This is a genomic window from Enterobacter cloacae complex sp. 342H5, from assembly GCF_050030905.1.
In the GTDB taxonomy this organism is placed as follows: domain Bacteria; phylum Pseudomonadota; class Gammaproteobacteria; order Enterobacterales; family Enterobacteriaceae; genus Enterobacter; species Enterobacter intestinihominis.
In genome coordinates, this window is sequence record NZ_JBLGVB010000001.1 from 2,477,111 (window position 1) to 2,496,767 (window position 19,657).

19 protein-coding genes are annotated in these 19,657 nt (G+C 53.2%); 2 read left to right on the top strand and 17 right to left on the bottom strand.

From position 1 onward, the window contains the following. Positions 1-65: 65 nt before the first annotated feature. The gene (gene tpx / locus ACQG03_RS11880; RefSeq protein WP_003856889.1) at positions 66-572 is read left to right on the top strand and encodes a thiol peroxidase; all 507 of its coding nucleotides are present in this window, start codon (positions 66-68) and stop codon (positions 570-572) included. A gap of 34 nt (positions 573-606) precedes the next feature. Here the strand turns inward: tpx and tyrR are convergent, their stop codons facing one another. The 3 genes from tyrR to ACQG03_RS11895 form a co-directional block, all read right to left on the bottom strand. After that, positions 607-2,148, bottom strand: coding sequence for a transcriptional regulator TyrR (tyrR, locus tag ACQG03_RS11885; protein ID WP_063162986.1), 1,542 nt, complete (start codon positions 2,146-2,148; stop codon positions 607-609). Between the two features lie 111 nt (positions 2,149-2,259). Further along, the gene (locus tag ACQG03_RS11890; protein ID WP_063162985.1) at positions 2,260-3,312 is read right to left on the bottom strand and encodes a YcjF family protein; all 1,053 of its coding nucleotides are present in this window, start codon (positions 3,310-3,312) and stop codon (positions 2,260-2,262) included. Next, entirely contained in the window at positions 3,309-4,706 is a 1,398-nt protein-coding gene (locus tag ACQG03_RS11895) for a YcjX family protein (RefSeq protein WP_063162984.1), read from the bottom strand. The genes ACQG03_RS11890 and ACQG03_RS11895 overlap by 4 nt, the downstream gene beginning before the upstream one ends. A gap of 155 nt (positions 4,707-4,861) precedes the next feature. On the opposite strand from ACQG03_RS11895, the gene ACQG03_RS11900 reads away from it, so the two are divergent. Then, a complete protein-coding gene (locus ACQG03_RS11900) occupies positions 4,862-5,872 on the top strand; it encodes a LacI family DNA-binding transcriptional regulator (RefSeq protein WP_022648292.1) in 1,011 nt (336 codons plus the stop codon). A gap of 33 nt (positions 5,873-5,905) precedes the next feature. Here the strand turns inward: ACQG03_RS11900 and ACQG03_RS11905 are convergent, their stop codons facing one another. The 14 genes from ACQG03_RS11905 to pspB form a co-directional block, all read right to left on the bottom strand. Further along, entirely contained in the window at positions 5,906-6,820 is a 915-nt protein-coding gene (locus ACQG03_RS11905; RefSeq protein ID WP_023300241.1) for an OmpG family monomeric porin, read from the bottom strand. Between the two features lie 66 nt (positions 6,821-6,886). Then, on the bottom strand, positions 6,887-7,969 hold the full coding sequence (locus tag ACQG03_RS11910; RefSeq protein WP_022648294.1) for an ABC transporter ATP-binding protein: 1,083 nt from the start codon (positions 7,967-7,969) through the stop codon (positions 6,887-6,889). Between the two features lie 13 nt (positions 7,970-7,982). Further along, positions 7,983-8,648 carry a beta-phosphoglucomutase gene (gene pgmB / locus ACQG03_RS11915; protein ID WP_022648295.1) on the bottom strand — a complete coding sequence of 222 codons (666 nt, stop codon included), beginning with the start codon at positions 8,646-8,648 and terminating at the stop codon, positions 7,983-7,985. Further along, positions 8,638-10,917, bottom strand: coding sequence for a glycoside hydrolase family 65 protein (locus tag ACQG03_RS11920; protein ID WP_063162983.1), 2,280 nt, complete (start codon positions 10,915-10,917; stop codon positions 8,638-8,640). Before ACQG03_RS11920 ends, pgmB begins: the two co-directional genes overlap by 11 nt. Beyond that, complete coding sequence (locus tag ACQG03_RS11925; protein WP_063146378.1) at positions 10,911-11,969, bottom strand: Gfo/Idh/MocA family protein; 1,059 nt, start codon at positions 11,967-11,969, stop codon at positions 10,911-10,913. Before ACQG03_RS11925 ends, ACQG03_RS11920 begins: the two co-directional genes overlap by 7 nt. A gap of 11 nt (positions 11,970-11,980) precedes the next feature. After that, positions 11,981-12,769, bottom strand: coding sequence for a sugar phosphate isomerase/epimerase family protein (locus ACQG03_RS11930; RefSeq protein WP_023300245.1), 789 nt, complete (start codon positions 12,767-12,769; stop codon positions 11,981-11,983). 17 nt (positions 12,770-12,786) lie between these two features. Further along, positions 12,787-13,839, bottom strand: a complete 1,053-nt coding sequence (locus tag ACQG03_RS11935; protein ID WP_015570403.1) for a zinc-dependent alcohol dehydrogenase — start codon at positions 13,837-13,839, stop codon at positions 12,787-12,789. A 28-nt stretch (positions 13,840-13,867) separates the two neighbouring features. Continuing rightward, complete coding sequence (locus tag ACQG03_RS11940; protein WP_063162982.1) at positions 13,868-14,710, bottom strand: carbohydrate ABC transporter permease; 843 nt, start codon at positions 14,708-14,710, stop codon at positions 13,868-13,870. After that, positions 14,697-15,578, bottom strand: a complete 882-nt coding sequence (locus ACQG03_RS11945) for a carbohydrate ABC transporter permease (RefSeq protein WP_022648300.1) — start codon at positions 15,576-15,578, stop codon at positions 14,697-14,699. Before ACQG03_RS11945 ends, ACQG03_RS11940 begins: the two co-directional genes overlap by 14 nt. Before the next feature lie 21 nt (positions 15,579-15,599). Next, on the bottom strand, positions 15,600-16,892 hold the full coding sequence (locus ACQG03_RS11950) for an ABC transporter substrate-binding protein (RefSeq protein WP_063152573.1): 1,293 nt from the start codon (positions 16,890-16,892) through the stop codon (positions 15,600-15,602). Between the two features lie 13 nt (positions 16,893-16,905). Continuing rightward, positions 16,906-18,603 carry a sugar phosphorylase gene (locus ACQG03_RS11955; protein WP_063162981.1) on the bottom strand — a complete coding sequence of 566 codons (1,698 nt, stop codon included), beginning with the start codon at positions 18,601-18,603 and terminating at the stop codon, positions 16,906-16,908. Between the two features lie 184 nt (positions 18,604-18,787). After that, entirely contained in the window at positions 18,788-19,012 is a 225-nt protein-coding gene (gene pspD, locus ACQG03_RS11960; protein WP_006810818.1) for a phage shock protein PspD, read from the bottom strand. A 12-nt stretch (positions 19,013-19,024) separates the two neighbouring features. Further along, positions 19,025-19,384 carry an envelope stress response membrane protein PspC gene (gene pspC / locus ACQG03_RS11965; protein WP_006810819.1) on the bottom strand — a complete coding sequence of 120 codons (360 nt, stop codon included), beginning with the start codon at positions 19,382-19,384 and terminating at the stop codon, positions 19,025-19,027. Next, entirely contained in the window at positions 19,384-19,608 is a 225-nt protein-coding gene (pspB, locus tag ACQG03_RS11970) for an envelope stress response membrane protein PspB (protein WP_022648304.1), read from the bottom strand. The genes pspC and pspB overlap by 1 nt, the downstream gene beginning before the upstream one ends. Between the last annotated feature and the right edge of the window lie 49 nt (positions 19,609-19,657).

Consider the following 19,657-nt stretch of genomic DNA (forward strand, 5'->3'; position numbering starts at 1 on the left):
CCGTGCTAACTGTGGATGACATACACTAGCCACGACGTTAACTATTTGTAAACAGGAAGATATCTATGTCACAACTCGTTCATTTCCAGGGCAACCCGGTTGCTGTTGCAGGTTCCATCCCACAGTCTGGCAGCAAAGCACAGCCTTTTACTCTGGTGGCTAAAGATCTGTCTGACGTCACGCTGAGCCAGTTTGCTGGCAAACGTAAAGTCCTGAACATTTTCCCAAGCATCGATACTGGCGTTTGTGCTGCATCAGTGCGTAAATTCAACCAGCTGGCGACCGAAATGGACAACACCGTGGTGCTGTGCATTTCTGCTGACCTGCCGTTTGCCCAGTCCCGCTTCTGCGGCGCTGAAGGCCTGAGCAACGTCATCACCCTTTCCACTCTGCGCAGCCCGGATTTCCTGGAAAAATACGGTGTTGCCATTTCCGAAGGCGCGCTGAAAGGTCTGGCTGCTCGTGCGGTGCTGGTGATCGACGAAAACGACAACGTTGTTTTCAGTGAGCTGGTTAACGAAATCACTACCGAACCGGATTACACCGCTGCACTTGAGGCGCTTAAAGCCTAAACGTAAAAAAGCCTCTGCAAAGAGGCTTTTTTATTTATTCGTCACCCTTCTTCTGATTTAACCCATACTCGCGCAGCTTATTCGCAATCGCGGTATGTGACACCCCAAGACGTTTAGCCAGCTTGCGCGTGCTCGGATAGCTGCGATAAAGCTGCGTTAACACCGAACGCTCGAAACGACTGGTGATGTCATCCAGCGAGCCTTCCATTGCCTCTTCGCCTACCGAGACCGTCCCGGCATCGTAATCCGGCAACAGAATATCCTGAGGACGCAGTTCATACCCTTCAAGCTGAGTTAATGCGCGATAGACCGCATTTTTTAGCTGACGAATATTGCCCGGCCAGCCGTAACGCGTCAGCACGGTACCCAGGTCGGCAGAGAGCTTCGGACGCGGCACGCCCTGCTCGTCGGCAAAACGGGCGACGAACAGTTCCGTCAACGGCATGATGTCCTGCGGGCAATCGCGCAGCGGCGGAATATTGAGCGTCAGAACGTTGAGACGATAGTAGAGATCTTCGCGGAATACTCCTTTCTGCACCAGCTCCACCAGGTTTTTCTGGGTGGCGCAGATGACGCGTACATCCACGTGCACTTCATGATCTTCCCCCACGCGGCGGAACGTACCGTCATTGAGAAAACGCAGCAGTTTCGCCTGCATGCGTGGCGACATTTCACCAATCTCGTCCAGCAACACCGAGCCGCCATTCGCCTGTTCAAAGAAGCCTTTTTTGCCTTCCGGCGCATGCCCGAACAGTTCACTTTCCACCGCATCTTCAGGAATAGACGCGCAGTTCAGCGCCAAATACGGTTTTGCCGCACGCGGGCTGGCCATGTGCACAGCATGCGCCAGCAGATCTTTCCCCGTACCGGTATCCCCGGTAATCAGCAGCGGTGCCGTAAGATTTGCCAGCTTGCGCGCCTGGTCGAGCACGTGACGCATCTTCGGGCTCACCGCAATAATCTGGCTGAATGCGCCGACGTCCTGGCTGGAAAGGTTCTGTAACTGGCGTCCCATGCGCACCGTGGAGCGCAGCATGATTACCGCGCCGGTGAGCACCAGCGCGGCATTTTCCCCTTTCAGGTAGACCGGCGTGATCTCCATCAGGAAATTCTGTCCATTGATGACGACGTGCTCGCTATGGGTATTTTGCGGGTTGCTGTCCAGCCAGCGCTGGAAATTAAAACCTGGGATCAATTGCGTGGCGTGATGACCGATAAGCTTTTCCTGAGTCTGCGCAAACAGCTGGCAACTGGCCTGGTTAACGCGCTCGACTTTGTTTTTCAAATCGAGAGAGAGAAACGGCTCCGGCATTGCTTCCAGCAGTGCGCTCAGCGCAAGGTGTTCCCGCTCGGATGGCATCCAGGGGATGGTGCGTACATCCGTAACGCCAGCGATACGGCGGATTTCGGCCATCAGGCTACTGAAGGTATTAAATTCAATTTCGGCAAAATTGAGGTAAATTCGCCCGACAGGGTCGATCTCTATGCCACGTAAATCAATGCTACGTAAAACAAGAAGATCGAGTAACTCGCGGGTCAGACCGAGACGGTCCTCACAAAAGACTTCCAGACGCATGGGAAATTCACCGTTTAAGCCAATAACAGTAAAATGATATGTCAGATCACGGTATTCGGGAAGGTGGCTGTCAACAAATATTGACAGCCCGCACGATTAGTAAACGAAACCTCACTGAGCAGGTTTTTTATTGAGCGTCTCTTTAAGCTGACCAATCAATTCGCGACGGAAATCCCCCAGCCGCGGCTTATCGCCATCGATCCAGGGGAGTGGACGACAAACCTCCATCGCTTTGATTCCTAAGCGTGCCGTCAGCAGACCGGCACCAATCCCCTGCGCCGCCCGGGCAGAGAGACGCGCCGCAAGATCCTGCGACATCCAGTCCATCCCGACCTCCCGCACCAGTTCGCTTGCCCCGGCGAAGGCGATATTCAGCAACACCAGTTTGAACAGGCGCAGTCGGCTGTAATAGCCAAGCTCAATGCCATACAGTCTGGCGATGCGGTTGATCAGGCGCAGGTTGCGCCAGGCGATAAAGGCTATGTCCACCATCGCCAGCGGACTGACGGCAATCATCAGGGTGGATTCCGCCGCCGAGCGGCTGATCTCACGACGAGCCTGCGCATCCAGTACCGGCTGAACAATGTGCGCATAGAGCGTGACCACTTCCTGGTCATTCTGGGTTTCGTGGATCGCCGCATACCAGCGCTGAAGCGCCGGGTGAGAGTGATCTATCCCGGCCTGAGCCGCAAGCTTTTCACAAAAAGCACGCCCTTTTCCGGTGCCGTGGCTGTGCAGCAGATCCCGCGCTTCATCGCGTTCGTGCGCACGCTGACGCAGACGCCAGAGGCGACGCCACTCGGTCACGACCGAGCCGACGCCCGCACCAACGATCAACGCCCCAGCGGCGCATCCCCCCAGCGCTACCCAGTCCTGGGTTTGCCAGGCATTGACGCCCCACTGCACGCCCTGACCAATTACGCTCACACCAAAAAGGGCTAACCCGGCGGTCACCATCTTACGCCACAGGCTGCGTTTCGGGCGCAGTGCCGCATCAACGACCGCTTCCGCCTGCCCCTCTTCAACCAACGGCTCCTCTGCCAGCACGGGAGCAAATTTGTCGGCCTGCGGACCGCTGAAGGTTTGCGCTGTTTTAAACGCCTCATGCGGGGACTGCTCAAGCTGGCCGGTAAAATCAATGCGGGGTTTTAACGGTTCCGTCATCGCAATTTATCTCCAATTAAAAACTCCAGCGCGGCATCCAGACGGATATGCGACAATGGCTGGTCAACGTTCATGCTCTGCGGACGGAAGTCTTCGAACTGAAAACCCTGGCTTTGCCAGAAAGCCTGGCCCGGCAGACGTGGGGGAACTTCGCCCGGATAGACCGTGAGCGGCTCACCGTCGCTGAGTCGGTTGCCCCGCAGGGCCGGAATTTTCTCGCCATTCACGTCAATCAACCCACTCTGCGTAGCCTGTACGGACGCCAGACCCAGACAATCCATACTAATCCCTTCGAACGCCGCGTTCTGCCAGGCATCCTGCACCAGCTGTTGCAGCAGGGATACCATGTTGGCGTGCTGATCGACCGTCACATGATCAGCTTTTGTGGCGGCAAACAGCAGCTTGTCGATGACCGGCGAGAATAAACGGCGAAACAGCGTACGCTGGCCATAATGAAAACTTTGCATCAGCTGCGTCAGCGCCAGCCGCATATCATTGAACGCCTGCGGCCCGCTGTTGAGGGGTTGCAGGCAGTCCACCAGCACGATCTGGCGGTCAAAGCGTAAAAAATGATTTTTATAAAAACCCTTAACCACCTTCTCACAGTAATAATTGTATCGCTCGCGGAGCATACCGGCGTTAGTGGTCTTGTCTGCCTGTGCCAGCTTCGATTCGCCGATGCGGTCAACGTCCGGCCACGGGAAAAACTGTAGCGCGGGAGCACCGGCTAGATCTCCCGGCAGAACAAAACGGCCAGGCTGAATAAAATGCAGCCCTTCCTGCTTGCACTGATGCAGGTAATCCGTCCAGGCCTGGGCTATCACGGCCAGACGGTTTTCATCCGCCGGCGCCAGCGGATCCAGCCCTTCGCAAAGCTGGCGCCATTTGGTCGACCACTCTGCCCGCTGCCCCTGCAACAGACCGGTCATCTGTCGGGACCAGCTCAGGTAATCCTGCGCCAGCATCGGTAAATCGAGCAGCCATTCTCCCGGATAATCCACAATTTCAAGATACAGCGTGGACGTTTCTTTAAAGTGACGCATCAGGGATTCATTCGAGCGAAAACGAAGCGCAAGGCGAATTTCGCTCACGCCACGCGTCGGGGTGGGCCAGGCGGGAGGCTCCCCGTATAACTGTGCCAGACCTTCATCATAGGTGAAACGGGGGATGCCAAAATCACGTTGCGGTACGCGTTTTACGCCTAACAATCGCTCCTCGCGCACCGCGCTAAGCAGTGGCAGGCGCGCCCCAGCATGCAGGTTCAACAGCTGATTGACCATCGCCGTAATGAATGCCGTCTTACCGCTGCGGCTCAGCCCGGTAACGGCAAGACGCAGATGGCGATCAACGCCACGGTTCACCAGAGAATTGAATTCGTTTTTAAGTCGCTTCATCGCCGTCCTTCATTGTCTGGAACCCTGAACAAAGTCACTTCAGAATACAGTAAATTGGGGCAGATCGTTGATTATCAATTCTTAATTATTGCTATTGCCGTTTTCTCTCCAGTAAGATGGACGCAATTGCTGTCCGTCTGGAGTGAGTAAGGTGTATGTCACCCACCATCTATGATATTGCCCGCGTTGCTGGCGTTTCGAAATCAACCGTGTCACGCGTTCTGAATAAACAAACGAATATTTCTCCTGAAGCGCGTGAAAAGGTGTTGAAGGCGATAGATGAGTTAAATTACCAACCTAATAAACTTGCCCGCGCACTCACCTCTTCTGGCTTCGACGCCATTATGGTTATTTCGACCCGCTCAACCAAGACCACTGCAGGAAATCCCTTTTTCTCAGATGTACTGCATGCCATAACGGCAAAAGCAGAAGAAGAAGGTTTTGATGTTATTTTACAAACGTCCAAAAGCAGTGAAGATGATCTGCAAAAATGCGTGGGTAAAATAAAGCAGAAGATGATCAAAGGCATCATCATGCTAAGCTCGCCGGCGAACGAGTCGTTTTTCTCGACGCTGGATGAATACGGTGTGCCTGTGGTCGTCATTGGTAAAGTGGAAGGAAATTACCAGAATATCTATTCTGTCGACACGGATAATTTCCGCGACAGCGCCATATTAACAGACTCGTTTATCACGCATGGCCGCACCAAAATTGCCTGCCTGCATGCCCCGCTCGATTATCACGTCTCTATCGATCGCCTGGCGGGTTATAAATTCAGCCTTGAGAAACACGGCATCGAAATTAACCCGACCTGGGTTATCGATGGCGGCTATACCCATGAAAGCGCGCTTCAGGCGGCCTGCCAGCTACTCTCCTCAGACAACCCGCCCGATGCGGTTTTTGCGACTGACAGCATGAAATTGCTGAGTCTTTATCGTGCCGCGGATGCGCTAAATCTGGCGATCCCGGAACAGGTCGCAATGGCAGGATACAGCGACCCGATGCTATCTCTCATTTTAACCCCTGCACCAGGCGGCTTTGATATCCCCACGAAAAAGCTGGGCGAAGAGAGCTGCGATTTGTTGTTCAGGTGCATTGCGGATAAACCTGCGCCGCATAAGGTATTGGTTGAAACACATTTTTCAGATGCAGCTTCGTTACGCTAAAAACCAGGGGCAAACGCCCCTGGTATAACGTCATCAGAACGCGTAATTGACGCCGACACCCGCATAGTGGAAGCGGTCGCTCTCGCCTTCGTCATGATTTTCCCATTCGTAGGCATACTCAAGCGTCATTGAAAGGCCATTCGCAAAGTCATAAGCATAGAGCAGACCCAGTCGGTTGAAGTCATGCCCTTCACGAGTTGGATCGTCCTGCCAGTCCCAGTTTGACCAGCGATCGAGCCCCAGACGGGTGTAAGGTGTAAGCGTTGTCTGGCCTAATGAAACAGGCAGGTAGGCACGAATCTCCTGGGTGGAGAATTCACCGTTATTACGTGAACTGTCCATATTGAAGCCACGCTCTAAATAGTAGTTAACTTTTGCAGAGACGGTTTCGTTTATTGTCCAGGTAAATCCGGTTTCCGTTTCGACGCGGCTGTCAGAATAACCGGTTTTTCCCAGGTCATTCGCAAACTGGTACATGGCAAACCAACCGCCAAAACGCCAGTCATCTGTTAATTTCACATCCCAGTCAGGCTGAATTTTATAACGCTGCATATTAGCACTACCGTCTTTCGCACCGTGCTCATCTTTAAAATGATATCCATAATTACGGAAACCGCCCGTAAGACCCAGCGTAAAATCCTCTGTGCCAATGAAGCGATACCGTAATTCAAATTCAGGACGATCGAAATAGGTGCCGCGCGTCATGCTGCTGTAATCAACCGGGCCTTCCTGATACATCGCCAGTGAAATTGTCCACGCATCATACGTGGCGTTAAACCACACGGAAGGTTCATATAATCCATCTTTATCGTCGCCCTGACCTTCGACGTTTTCAATTTCATACATGGCACCAATATTAAATTCCCACTGTTTGGTTGACTCTGTTGCTTGCGCGCAGCTTACCCCTGCGCACAGAACGAGCGCAGCACTTCTTAGTAGAGTACTCATTAAAATATTCCTTTATAATTAACATACAAAAAAACCGGAAACTTTCATTTCCGGCGAATACCTTTCTTATCTAATAGCTGCTTCAGTATCAGCATCGAAGAAATGGCACTTACTCATATCGAACTGGATGCCGATATTATCTCCTGCAACGTAATCATCCGCCGCTCCCGCACGGACAACCAGTTCATGCCCGCCCACGTTGGCATAAAGCATAAATTCTGCTCCAGTCAGCTCAGCGACGCTGATCTTCGCCGCGATGTTTTCACCGCTGCGCTGTAGCGTGAGAATGTCTTCCGGACGGATCCCAAAGACGACCGCTTTGCGCTGGTAACCTTGCGCATTCAGTACGGCCAGCTTCTCCTCCGGGATCTCCAGACGCAGCGTTTCCGTCACGAAATATCGGTCGTCGATCGCGCCACGAATGAAGTTCATCGCAGGTGAACCAATAAAGCCTGCAACGAACATATTCGCCGGCTCGTTGTAAACCTGCTTCGGCGCGCCCACCTGCTGAATGATGCCGTCTTTTAAAATCACAATACGGGTCGCCATCGTCATGGCTTCCGTCTGATCGTGCGTCACGTAAATCATGGTGGTGTTGAGCTTCTGGTGCAGCTTGCTGATTTCAGCGCGCATCTGCACACGAAGCTTGGCATCAAGGTTTGACAGCGGTTCATCCATCAGGAAAACCCCGGCTTCACGCACTATCGCCCTGCCTAACGCCACGCGCTGACGCTGACCACCTGACAATGCACCAGGTTTACGCTGGAGATAGTCGCGTAAACCCAGGATCTGGGCCGCCCAGCTAACACGTTCTTCGATGATGGAAGGTGCTATTTTTTGCATCTTCAGGCCAAACGCCATGTTGTCGTAGACCGTCATATGCGGATAGAGCGCATAGTTCTGGAAGACCATTGCGATATCACGGGACTTGGCGGGAACATCATTCATACAAACCCCGTCAATAATCAGTTCACCTGCGCTGATCTCCTCAAGGCCGGCAATCATTCGCAGCGTCGTGGATTTCCCACAGCCCGATGGACCGACGAAGACGATAAATTCTTTATCTTCAATCTCGAGATTGAAATCCTTAACCACGTGGACCTGGTTATCATAGATTTTCTGAATGTGTTTCAGAGACAGTTGAGCCATTATTAATTCCTTATCAATACGCCCGGGATGCCCAGAACGCCGTCAGGCGTTCCCAGGTCAGTTCCTGCGTTGAATGAAGTTGTAATCCCGCATGGTTCAGGCCAGGCCCAATCCCGACCGACAGCATTCCTGCGGCGTTGATCGCATCTACCCCTGCGGCGGCATCTTCGATACCAATGGCCTCTTCAGGACGCACGTTCAGTCCTTTACAGGCTGCAAGGAAGATCTCCGGGTCCGGCTTTGAGCGGCAAATGCGCGAAGCATCGGCGCAAAAATCGAAAGCCTGATGAATACCCAACGCGTGCAAAATCCCAGGGGCATTAAGCGATACGGATGCCAGCCCAATTTTGACCTTCGCGGCGCGAATATCCGCCAGCACGTCGCGAATACCCGGGAGCAGCGAATCCTGCGTCAGTGATGCCAGCGACTGGACGTAAAGCGCGTTTTTTTTCGTTGCCAGCGCCAGGCGCTGCTCGTCACTGAACATCCCCTCTTTCCCGCCATGTTTCAGAATACGCTGGAGGGAGTCCATTCGGCTTATTCCCTTCAGCTGTTCGTTAAATACTTCATCGAAGGTAATACCAATCTCCTCCGCCACGGCGCGCCAGGCCAGAAAGTGAAGATGCGCGGTATCGGTGATCACCCCGTCCAGATCGAATACAACAGCGTTAAGCGTCATGGCGCCCCTCCGTGGTAGCGGTCCCATTAACAGGTGCAAGAAAGTCCTTATGCGCGCAGACTTTTCGCCCTGATACATGCAGCGTTTTACCCCACAGCGTCAACGTGACAGGTGCGGTAGTCTCAATGGTTAACTGGTCATCTTCACAGGTAATGTGCATTGTTGCGTCCCGCCACCGCAGCGGGAAGGCGAGTTTCTGCCAGTGAACAGGCAATTTCGGTGCAAGATGCAGCTCCCCTTCGCTAATGTGCAGGCCAGCAAACCCCTGAATAGCGCCCAACCAGATCGCACCGGTGGCGGCGGCATGAATACCGTCATCACTGCTGTGTGGGTCGTCCCCCAGATCGATGGCGATACCGTCACGCCAGAAGGCATACGCCCCCTCGGTGTCACCGCAGCGTGCGAGCACAATGCCGTGAATGGCTTTACTCAGGGATGAATCATGAATCGTGCGTGGCTCGTAGAACGCCAGATTGGCGGCACATTGCTGCGGCGTAAACCGTTCCGGCAGCAGGTAGTTAAGCATCACCACATCGGCCTGCTTCAGGATCTGCATCTCGTTCACTTCCGCGCGAGAGTAATCAAGCAGAATGGTTTGCTTACCCGCTTTGGCTTTATAGCGGCTCAGATCGAGGGCAGGTTTTGCCATGAAGGTATCATCCTGCGGGATCACACCGTCTGCGTCGGCCTCTGGCAGCCACAGGCGCGCCAGGAACTTCCCGGCATTCTCCGTAAAACGCGCATCTTCACGGCCAAACATCGCCATAAACTGACGCGCGCAGGCAACGTTGTGCCAGGCCAGATAGTTGGTGTAGGCGTTGTTGTTGACATGCTCGGTGTATTCATCCGGTCCGATCACGTCATGGATCTCAAGACGACCATTGATTTCCGTCGCGCGTCCCATCCAGAACGAAGCGGTTTCCATCAGTAGCGTCAGACCCTCATTCCGCATAAAGGCATCGTCGTGTGTTGCCTGCCAGTAAGCGACCACGGCCCAGGCGATATCAGCCACGATGTGATGTTCAGCGAGTGCGGAAGCCACCTTCTGGCGAACCCCGGTGCGGATGTTGATTGCCGCGAATTCTGGCGTCTCTTCCTGTCCGCTGGCCGCACTTTCCCACGGGAACAATGCACCCGGCCAACCGTTACGGCGCGCTTTTTCCCGTGCGCCTGCCAGATTAAGCCAACGATAGCGTAGCAGGCTGCGGGCAATCTGCGGGCGGGTAAACAGATGGAACGGCAGCAGGAAAATTTCGGTATCCCAGAAGACGTGCCCCTTGTACCCCTCACCCGTCAGCCCTTTCGCCGCAATACTGCTTCGCTCATCATGAGCAGGCGTCATTGTCGTCAGATGCCAGACGGCGTAATCCAGCGCCAGCTGATCCTGTTGCTCTGTGGAAGTCACTTCCACATGTGCGTCGCGCCAGACATCTTTCCAGGCATACGCTGAGCTTTCAAGCAACGCCTCATAACCTCTTGCCGCACAGACTTTAAGATCGGCCAGCGCGTTGCGCGCGAATGACTCCTGCGACAGCGCTTTCTCGCTACGATGAGCCACCCAGACGATCTTCTCAAGCGTGACAGTGTCACCCCGAGCAATCGTCAGCGAATGATGCACGCTGAGACGGCGGTTTTTGGCGGTGAAACAGCTGTCGCTTTTCGTCGAGAGCTGGCAATACGCCGAAACCACAACCTCAGATGCACGGTCCTGCGTTTCATACACGCCCTGCATGTAGTGCTGGTCAAAGATCCTGACCGAGATTTCATCCAGATGCTGTCTGCCGCTGTTCGTTTGTGTCGCATCTATGCCGGTTTTCAGCACGGCCTGAGCGTCGCCATCAAGCGGTGTGATCGAGAACTGCATTGCCACTAAGGGCAACTGGTCCAGCGAAACAAAACGACGGCTCTCCAGCCGATAACGTTTCCCGTCGGGTGCACGCCAGACAACGTTGCGATGCAGTTCGCCGTTAGCAAAGGCCAGCTCGCGCTGCCATTCAAGAATTTCGCCTGACAGGAGCGTGAAATTGACGCCATCAAGCTCAACATCAATACCGGTGATATCCGGCAGATTGACCAGCTCAGTAGTCTCGTTGCGACCCGCGCAATGATAAAGCCCCGCGAGATACATGCCTCTGGTCTGCTGGGTGTAATCTTCTTCATGCGTAGCGCGAATGCCCATGTATCCATTCCCGCATGTCATGACAGAGGCATATTTGTTCAGGCTGTGAGGACAAAAGCCCGGATCGTTTAATACAGACACGTTCAGCATAATGTCACGCTTTCCCCTGTTTCTGCTGATTCATAAAGCGCGGCAACAAGCTGTTGTATAACCAGACCCTGTTCTGCGTCAGCGATCATAACGTGCTCTCCCAGCACATGACGCACGAAGGCATCCATACTGCGCAGATGGCGCTGATCGTCCGCCTCTTCACGATGGAAAAGGGTTTCTAAAACACCGGCTTCGTCGTTATAGATATGCGCCGGGAACAGCGTTGCGCCTGCATTTTCACCGCAGAAAGAGACGTTCATGATGGACTGCTCGCGGATGTTAAGCGCAAAGGAGGTGTCCAGACGCAGAACGCCGCCGTTGCAGAATTCAATCGTGCCAAACAGGGCATCTTCCACGGTAAACTGCGTAGGATCCCATTCGCCAAACTGACCGTTGTGTTTCCGGTTCCCCAGTCTCTGGAAGCTGTGCGCGGTTACCCGCTTCACAGCCGGGAAGCCCAACACGTACATCGCAGCATCCAGCATATGAATGCCGATATCGATAAGCGGCCCGCCACCCTGGAGCGATTTATTGGTGAAAACGCCCCACCCCGGCACACCGCAGCGACGCAGCGCCTGCGCGGAAGTGAAGTAAATTTCACCGAGTGTGCCGTTCATTACCGCATCGCGCAGGAGCTGGGTGTCCAGGGCAAAGCGATGATGAAAATCATACGCAAGGACTTTTCCTGCCTTGCGCGCCGCGATGCGCATCTGGTCGGCCTGTTCCGGCGTCATTGCCGGCGGCTTTTCACACATCACATGGCAACCCGCTTCGAGAGCCGCCATCACATGTTCAAAATGGAATCGGTTAGGCGAACAGATGCTCACCACATCCGGTTTTACTTTCTGCAACATCTCGTGAGCGTCCTGCCATGCCGTTGGAATGGCATAACGTTCCGCGAACGCCTGTGCCTGCTCAAGGCGGCTGTCCATGACAGCCACCATTTGAACATCACTGCGCGTGGCGTAATACGAGGCATGCACTTTGTCTGCAACCTGCCCGGCGCCAATGATGGCGACGCGCAGAGGCAAAGGTGTAGAAGCACTCATCACGCTCGTCATCCTTAGCATTCACGCAGGTAATTGAGTGAGTCCTGATAGGCTTGAGCCGGATCGTCGGCACGAACCCGGCACTCGTACACCACATAACCCTGATAGTTATCAGCACGCAGCTGACCGAACAGGCTGGCGAAATCAAGGCTGCCGCTGCCCGGCTGATAGCGGTGGTTATCAGCAATATGCACATGACCCAGCAGGTCGCGGTTGTGATGCAGCGCTTCCGTCAGTGAGTCTTCTTCAATGTTCATGTGGTAGAAATCACCGATGATCTGCACGTGCTTCAGGCCGTTCTCTTCGATGTAACGACGCGCGTCGGCCAGGGTGTTGATCATATGATCCTGATAGCGGTTCAGCGGCTCCAGGTAGACGGTAGTACCGGTGCGCGCTGCTACCTCATCCAGCCAGCGCAGGGAAGCGCTGACCGCTTTGCGATCGCCATCCAGGCTACGTGGCGAAGTCATTGGCGGCAGACGGAAGGTAAACATCCCCCAGGCAGCCGGGACGATAATCCCTTTGCCGCCCACTTCTGCCAGCGCTTCCAGAATGCGTTCAATCTGCTGGAGACCGTTCAGGCGGCGTTCTTCGATGAAATCCCCGATCCAGCCATCGTATCCGCCACACGCCGTCGTAACCGGCAGACCGGTGGCTTTGATAGCGGCTTTCACTTCGTCGAGATGTTCAACCAGCAGCCGGCCATCTATTTCGTAGCCATCAAATCCCATCGCTTTGATGTATTTGAATTTTTCCATGATAGTGGTCGGGAAAAAGGCCTGGTTTTGTGTTGCGATTTTCATGATTTGCTGTCCTTAGCTTAAAAAGTAACGCCCATTTTGATACTGAGTTCCGGGTGCTGATCGACATACTTCATGTAGCTTTCCGGGCTGGTGGTGAAGGTGACGACCGGGTCGATCAGATCTTCACAATTGAGATAACCGTTCATCAGCAATTCCCAGCAGGTCTCTTCAATACGCTTGCGACTCCAGCGTGGATAATCCGGGTTGGGTTCACTGCATGCGCGGGAGAAGACAATCTTCGCGTTGTTGAAGTGTGCTTCGCGGCCCAGGTTGAAGCCTGCCGCAAAAGGTTTGGCGAAAGCCACGTAAGAGATCGTGCCGCCGTAGGCGAGTCCGCGCAGCGCAGATTGCAGCGCATCTGCAAAGCCGCTGGTTTCGATGATCACATCCGCGCCCTGCTTGCCGGTCAGTTTCTTAATTTCAAGACCGACATCGGTACCGATTGGGTTCAAGCAGTGGTCTGCACCGTGACGGCGGGCGATCTCACAGCGATGTTCAATAGGATCGACACCAATAACCACTGACGCGCCAGCTTTTTTCGCCAGCTGAATCGCAATCTGGCCAATAGCGCCCAGCCCGACAACTACAACGAAATCCCCTACGCGGACGTTAGCATCACGCACGCCGCTCATGGCGAACTGAGCCGGATCGTAACAAACAGCGTTTTTCCAGGATGCGCCCTGCGGCATTTTGCGCAGCTTATAGTTGTTCACCGCGTTGACGATGACCGTTTCCTGCAATGGACCGTAGCAGCAAACGCTGTCGCCGATCTGGTATTCCGTTACGTCCGCACCACATTCGATGATGTCGCCGACGATCATGTTTCCCAGCTGGAATTTACCAAATTCGATGCCGCGTGCTGCCCCCTCTTCACGTGGGGTAAACATCTGCCACTCGGCGTTAAACTCTTCATCAATGAACGGGCTTGCCGCGCGGAAATCCACAACTTCGGTGCCGTGTTTCGGGGCGCCATAACGGGCACGAATCTTCACTTCATGTGCTGCAACAGGACGATCTTCGTATTCCACCAGCGCCGCTACACGAGGCGCTGTCGCAACTAATTTTTTCATGACTCACTCCTTGTTAAAATCGGCCGCCTCAGCCCTTTACGCCGCCGGCGGTCAAACCACTTTTAATAAAACGTTCAGACAGGGCATACATAATGACAACGGGCAGTGCCGTCACCAGCGATGCCGCCATCATGCGACCCCAGATGTAATCTGGCGTACTGAAGAGCGTGTTCAGCCCCACCGGCAACGTGAAGTTGCTGACGCTGGACAGGAAAATGGAGGCGAACAGGTAGTCATTCCACGCCACCATGAAGCAGTAAACGAAGACTGACACCAGACCCGAGATCGCCAGCGGCACGGTGATGCGGAAGATGATTTGCAGGCGGTTCAGGCCGTCCATCATCGCGGCTTCTTCTATCTCATCCGGGATAGTGTCGAAATAGCTGCGCAGCATAAAGACCGCAGTCGGCAACGTCTGCGTCACCATGGTGATGATCAGCGCCAGCTCGGTGTCATAAATGCCGAGCGCGGTGATGATTTTGAACAGCGGCACTACCAGCAGGATCCCGGAGAACATATAGACGGTGTAGAAGCTCGCATTGATCGTCGTGCGCCCTTTAAAGCGCAGTTTGGATAACGCATAAGCGCCCAGCGTACCGAGAAACACCGCAATGACCGAGGAGGTCAGCGACACCACCATGCTGTTACGGAAATAATCCACAAACGGGAAAATCAGCGGGTTAAAGATGTCGATGTAGTGCTGTAACGTCCACTCCTGCGGCAGGATAGTCGGGTGCAGTGAGATCGCCTCTTTCGCGCTTTTGAACGATGTCATCAGCATCACAAAAAACGGAAACAGCGTGATAATCAGGAATACCGCCAGTCCCAGATAAAAACCGATACGGCCCAGAACGCGTTTATTTGTTGCCATTGAGGTTTACCCTTTTTCTGGTCAGCAGAATGACAGCGAATATGATCACAAACAGCACAACGGAAATGGCGGCTGCTTTACCCAGGTCATTGAACGCAAAGGCGGTTTTGTAGAGATATACGCCCAGAATGTCGACCTTGGTGGTGAGCAGATAAACATCCGCAAACATGTAGAACATCCAGATGGTGCGCAGCGTGACCACCGTGGCCAGCACCGGCATGATGGCGGGCAACGTCACGATACGAAAACGCTGCCAGGCATTCGCCCCGTCCATCTCTGCCGCTTCGTACAAGGATTTATCAATGGTCTGTAGAATCGCGAGGAACGAGATAAAGGCGTATGGGAAGTAACGCCAGATGGCGAACAGCACGACCAGGACAAAACTGCTGCCAGGGTTATCGAACCACAGCGGCGCCTGATCGTAGAGATGCAGCAGATCAACGCCAAGATAGTTCACAATTCCGTAGCCGTTGTTGAACATGTATTTCCAGGCAAATACCAGTGAAATAGACGGCGTCACATAGGACAGTATCACCAGTGAACGTGCCGTTTTCCGCATGCGGAATTCACGGTTAAAGAAGATCGCTACGGCCAGCCCCAGTCCGGTGCTGCCGATCACCACCAGCGCCGTATACCAGAACGTCATCCACAGGGAGTGCCAGAACGCAGCATCGCCCAGGATGCGAATGTAGTTATCCAGACCGACGAACACCGCATCAATACGCGGATTCAGCGGTAAACGTAAAAAACTGATTTCAATGTTAGAAATCATTGGCCAGGCCACCAGGCCCCCCAGCAAAATCAGGCTGGGGGCCAACAGCAGCATGGCGAAAGGCATATCTGAACGACCAGAAAACAACGTCTTCATAATTCCCTTCGCAAAGCGCTCCTATCGTTGTGATATCAGGTCAGTCAGCTTCTTCTGGCTGTTGCTTAACGTCGCACTGAGATCTTTTTGTCCCACCGTCACGTTATGCACCATGGAACTGATAATGCCGGACCCGGTAACATCTCCCATGCGGGTAAAGTTCTTGTCGCCCACGGCACCAAACACCTGGACGTTCGGGAACTGCGCAATCAGCTCGTAAGGCAGTTGACCAAAGGCCTTGATAACGTCGTTGTTTTTCCAGGAATCTGTGCCCACTACGAGTTTATTGACCGGTAGCGCGGCGCCCGGAGACATCATGACCCAATCAGAGGCGTTCTGAGCCTGCTCCATCCAGGTGACAAATTTCTCGGCGGCCTGCGTTTCCTCTTCGGTCTGGCCGGTAGTGATCGTCAACGAAGTGATCATGCCGTACACGGCTGATGATTTTTCCGTCGGGACCACGAACCCCAGGTTGGCCGGATTGCCATCTTTGAAGACCGCGGGCAGGATATAGGTAGAGTAAACGGCCATAGGCGCAGAACCGTTCATGAAGGCGTCTTTGATCTCCATGACATCATTCGAGCCCGGCATGGTGTTCGCGGCCAGCGCCCTATAAAACTCCAGCGCTTTCGACATCTCAGGGGTATCGATTTTCACGCTGCCGTTTGCATCAAAGACGTTAGCCCCTCCAGACAAAGCAAACTGCGAGAAAGCCTGCTCCGTCATGACGCTTTCTGCGGTTGGAAGCGCGATGCCGTAATGTTTTTTCGCCGGATCGTTGAGCGCCTGACTGGCTTTCAGCAGTTGTTCCCAGTTGTGCGGTTCCTCGATCCCCGCTGCCGCGAGCGCATCTTTGTGATACCAGACGCCGGACAGCCAGGCGCTAACCGGCACCCCCGTCCATGCGTTGCCATCTTCCGTGCGAACCACGCGTAAAATACCGTCGTAAAATGTCTCCTCGCCCACCGCCTTGACGGCGCGGCCGATGGCGTCACGATCCAGCAACTGCTCTTTATCCATGACTTTGGCGTAGTCATGACTGATCTCTATCACCTCCGGTAGCGCACCGGTACGTGCCAGAGTAATAACCTTGGTGTTATAGGCATCTTCCTCAACGGGTACCTGTTTCACCGTTATAGTCGGGTTCTCTTGTTCGAATTTTTCAATCAATTTCGTGATAACGGCCTGACGCTCCTGTTCTACCGACGAGTGCATAAACTCAATGGTGACCTGAGATGCTTTATCGTCCTTACAGCCTGATAACAGGGCGCACGAAACCAGTGCTGATAACAGCACAATTTTTGGCATTTTCATTTTAGGGTCCTTTTTAGTTTTCTTTAATCCACATTACCTGCCATGGATTGAGGATCAGCTCCGTACCGCTAATATCCTGTCCTGATAATAACTCCTTACCAGAAAGCGTTTGTTCATAAACGGTCTGCATTTTATTGCTAAAATTAAATAATGCTGTAATTCGCTCGCCATTTTCAGCAACACGAATAATTTTAAGAATTTGTTTACCCACTGCGTCGAAAGCAGCCTGACTATCCGGATGGAACGCCCTCTCGCCGCGACGAATAGCGATAAACTCACTCAAACGAGAATAAATTTGATAACGAATACTCTTCTTATTATTCAGTTCGCTACCAAGCTGCCCCGCCGTGTATTTTTTCCGGTTAATCGCGCGGTTATATCCGAGGCGTTCGACGCCTTCATAATCGTTCCGCGAACCAAGAATGCTCTGAATATAAACAGCCGGGACGCCTGGGAAACTTAACAACACAGCATGCGCGAGGAGGAACCGTGCAATACGTTCCTCATCTGAACTGTCTTGTAAACTTAACGCATCAAGATAGGTGACATTAATTTCATAAGGGCTTCGCGTTCCGTCAGGATTATTTTTCCAGTTGACCAGCGCGCCTTCCTGCTGAAGATTTTCGACCAACGAGAGGATCTCTGATTCCGGAAGAATGCCGCGCAGCGGATTCAAACCGATACCATCATGCGAGGCCAGGAAATTAAACCATGTAGTGTGTGAAGAAGGCAGTGCCAGCGACCCCGCCCATTGGCAAAGTGCTTTCACATCCTGACGATGAACGGCATGCAGCACCAGCGGAGGTAAGGAAAACTGATAGACCATCTGGGCTTCGTTTTCACCATCACCGAAGTAAGAGATGTTGTCTTTGTGCGGAACATTTGTCTCAGTAATGATCACCGTTCCAGGTGCCACGGCGTCCGTAATGGCGCGGAACAGCTGGATAAGGCAATGGGTTTGTTCCAGATGGATGCAGGTTGTTCCCGGGATTTTCCACATAAACCCGACCGCATCCAGACGAATATAACGCGCCCCTTCCATGAGGTAATGGAGCAGAACGTCAACCATTGCAATCAGCACCTGCGGCGAGGCGAAATTGAGATCGATCTGGTCATCGCTGAATGTAGTCCATAAATGACGAACGCTGCCATCATTAAGCGTAAACGGCGTCAACAGCGGTAAAGCGCGTGGGCGCGTCACCGCGGATAAATCGGTTTCCGGGTCGACAGAAATAAAGAAATCTTCATAACCAGGCTTCTGCGCCAGATAATTAGCAAACCATTCGCTTTTCGCTGACATATGATTGCAAACGAAATCAAACATTAAGCTGGCTGACTGTTTTAATTCCGCGACATCGCGCCAGTTTCCCGTTTCAGGTGCAACGATATGATAATCAATAACGGAAAAACCATCATCTGATGACCACGGATAGAAAGGTAAAAGATGGACATGAGAAAAAGTACGAGAAAGCCACTCATTATAGAACCGGGTAAATACCGGCAATGCTTTCTCCCCTTTCGCGGAGATCTGATCGGCATAGGTAATCAGAACAACATCTTTTTCATCCCAGCCTGACTTACGCTTCTCCGTAATATTAACCGCCGCCAGTTGAAGCTTAGTTAATAACACGTCCAGGTGTGCATCTGAAAATGATTCACCGTAAATATGATTGATAAGGTATTTAATTTTTGCGTTCACATTATTTTCCATGGTAGCGGTCCCACGGAGTGGCAATCTACTCCCATGAAAAATATCTGTCAACGGACCTGGGGGCTGAAAAAGGCATTCTCAAAGCAGCGCAATGCAGTAATGTGAGCTGCCGCAAAGAAAGAGAAAAAGCAGAGGGGGAATTCATGCCCTCTCTCAGCGCGAGAAAGGGCTTATATGAGCGGGATTAGCGTGAAAAGTAGCGACGTGAAACGCGTTTTGCCAGTTTTTGTAACAGCGGCTCCAGGGCGACCGCCAGCAACATTCTGACCGGCTTACGGGCAACAGACTTGATCGCCCAGCCCGCCACACCAGCCGGACCATAACGTAACGCCGTCATCAGAACCAGTTTACCTGCGATTTTCAGGCCGGGTTTTACCTTCTGACCGGCCTGTTGCCAGTTTTGTTTCATGTAAGTTCTCTCTTAAAGCTGACGGAAACGACTTCTCAGCGTAAAGGTATCGGAGGTGACATAACGTTCCATCTCGCGCAATCGCTTCTCCCCTGCGCTCAGCTGTTCATCCACCGCGTTAAGAAGATCGCTGCTGGTTGGCGTGTTTTCCGCATCCAGCTCACCTTCCGGCATCGGATCAAGTACAAACGACAGAATGATGTAAGCCACCAGTGTAATAAAGGCCAGGCCAAAGAAAATCGACAATACGGTGACCACACGTACCAGTTTTACCGGGACATCCAGATAGTGTGCCAGCCCGGCGCAAACGCCCCGAACCATGCCCTGCTGCGGGATGCGCCACAGTTTTTTATTCAGATTTAGTCCAGCCATTAACGCTCCCTCCAGTTCGGGTGTTCCGCATCCAGGATGGCTTCCAGCGCCTGAATACGTTCGCGCATTTTGTTTGCCTCAGAAGAGAGCTGCGCCAGCCGCTGTTGCTCGCTTTGCGACAGCTCCCCGCGAGAAGAGCGGTTGCTGTAGTGCAGCCATAACCAGATGGGCAGAACAAACAGCACGAAAATTGTCAGGGGTATTGCCAGAAAAAGCGCGCTCATGTGTACTCCTTGTCTTGCGATGCGGCACGCTCAGGTGCCGCAGGATTTA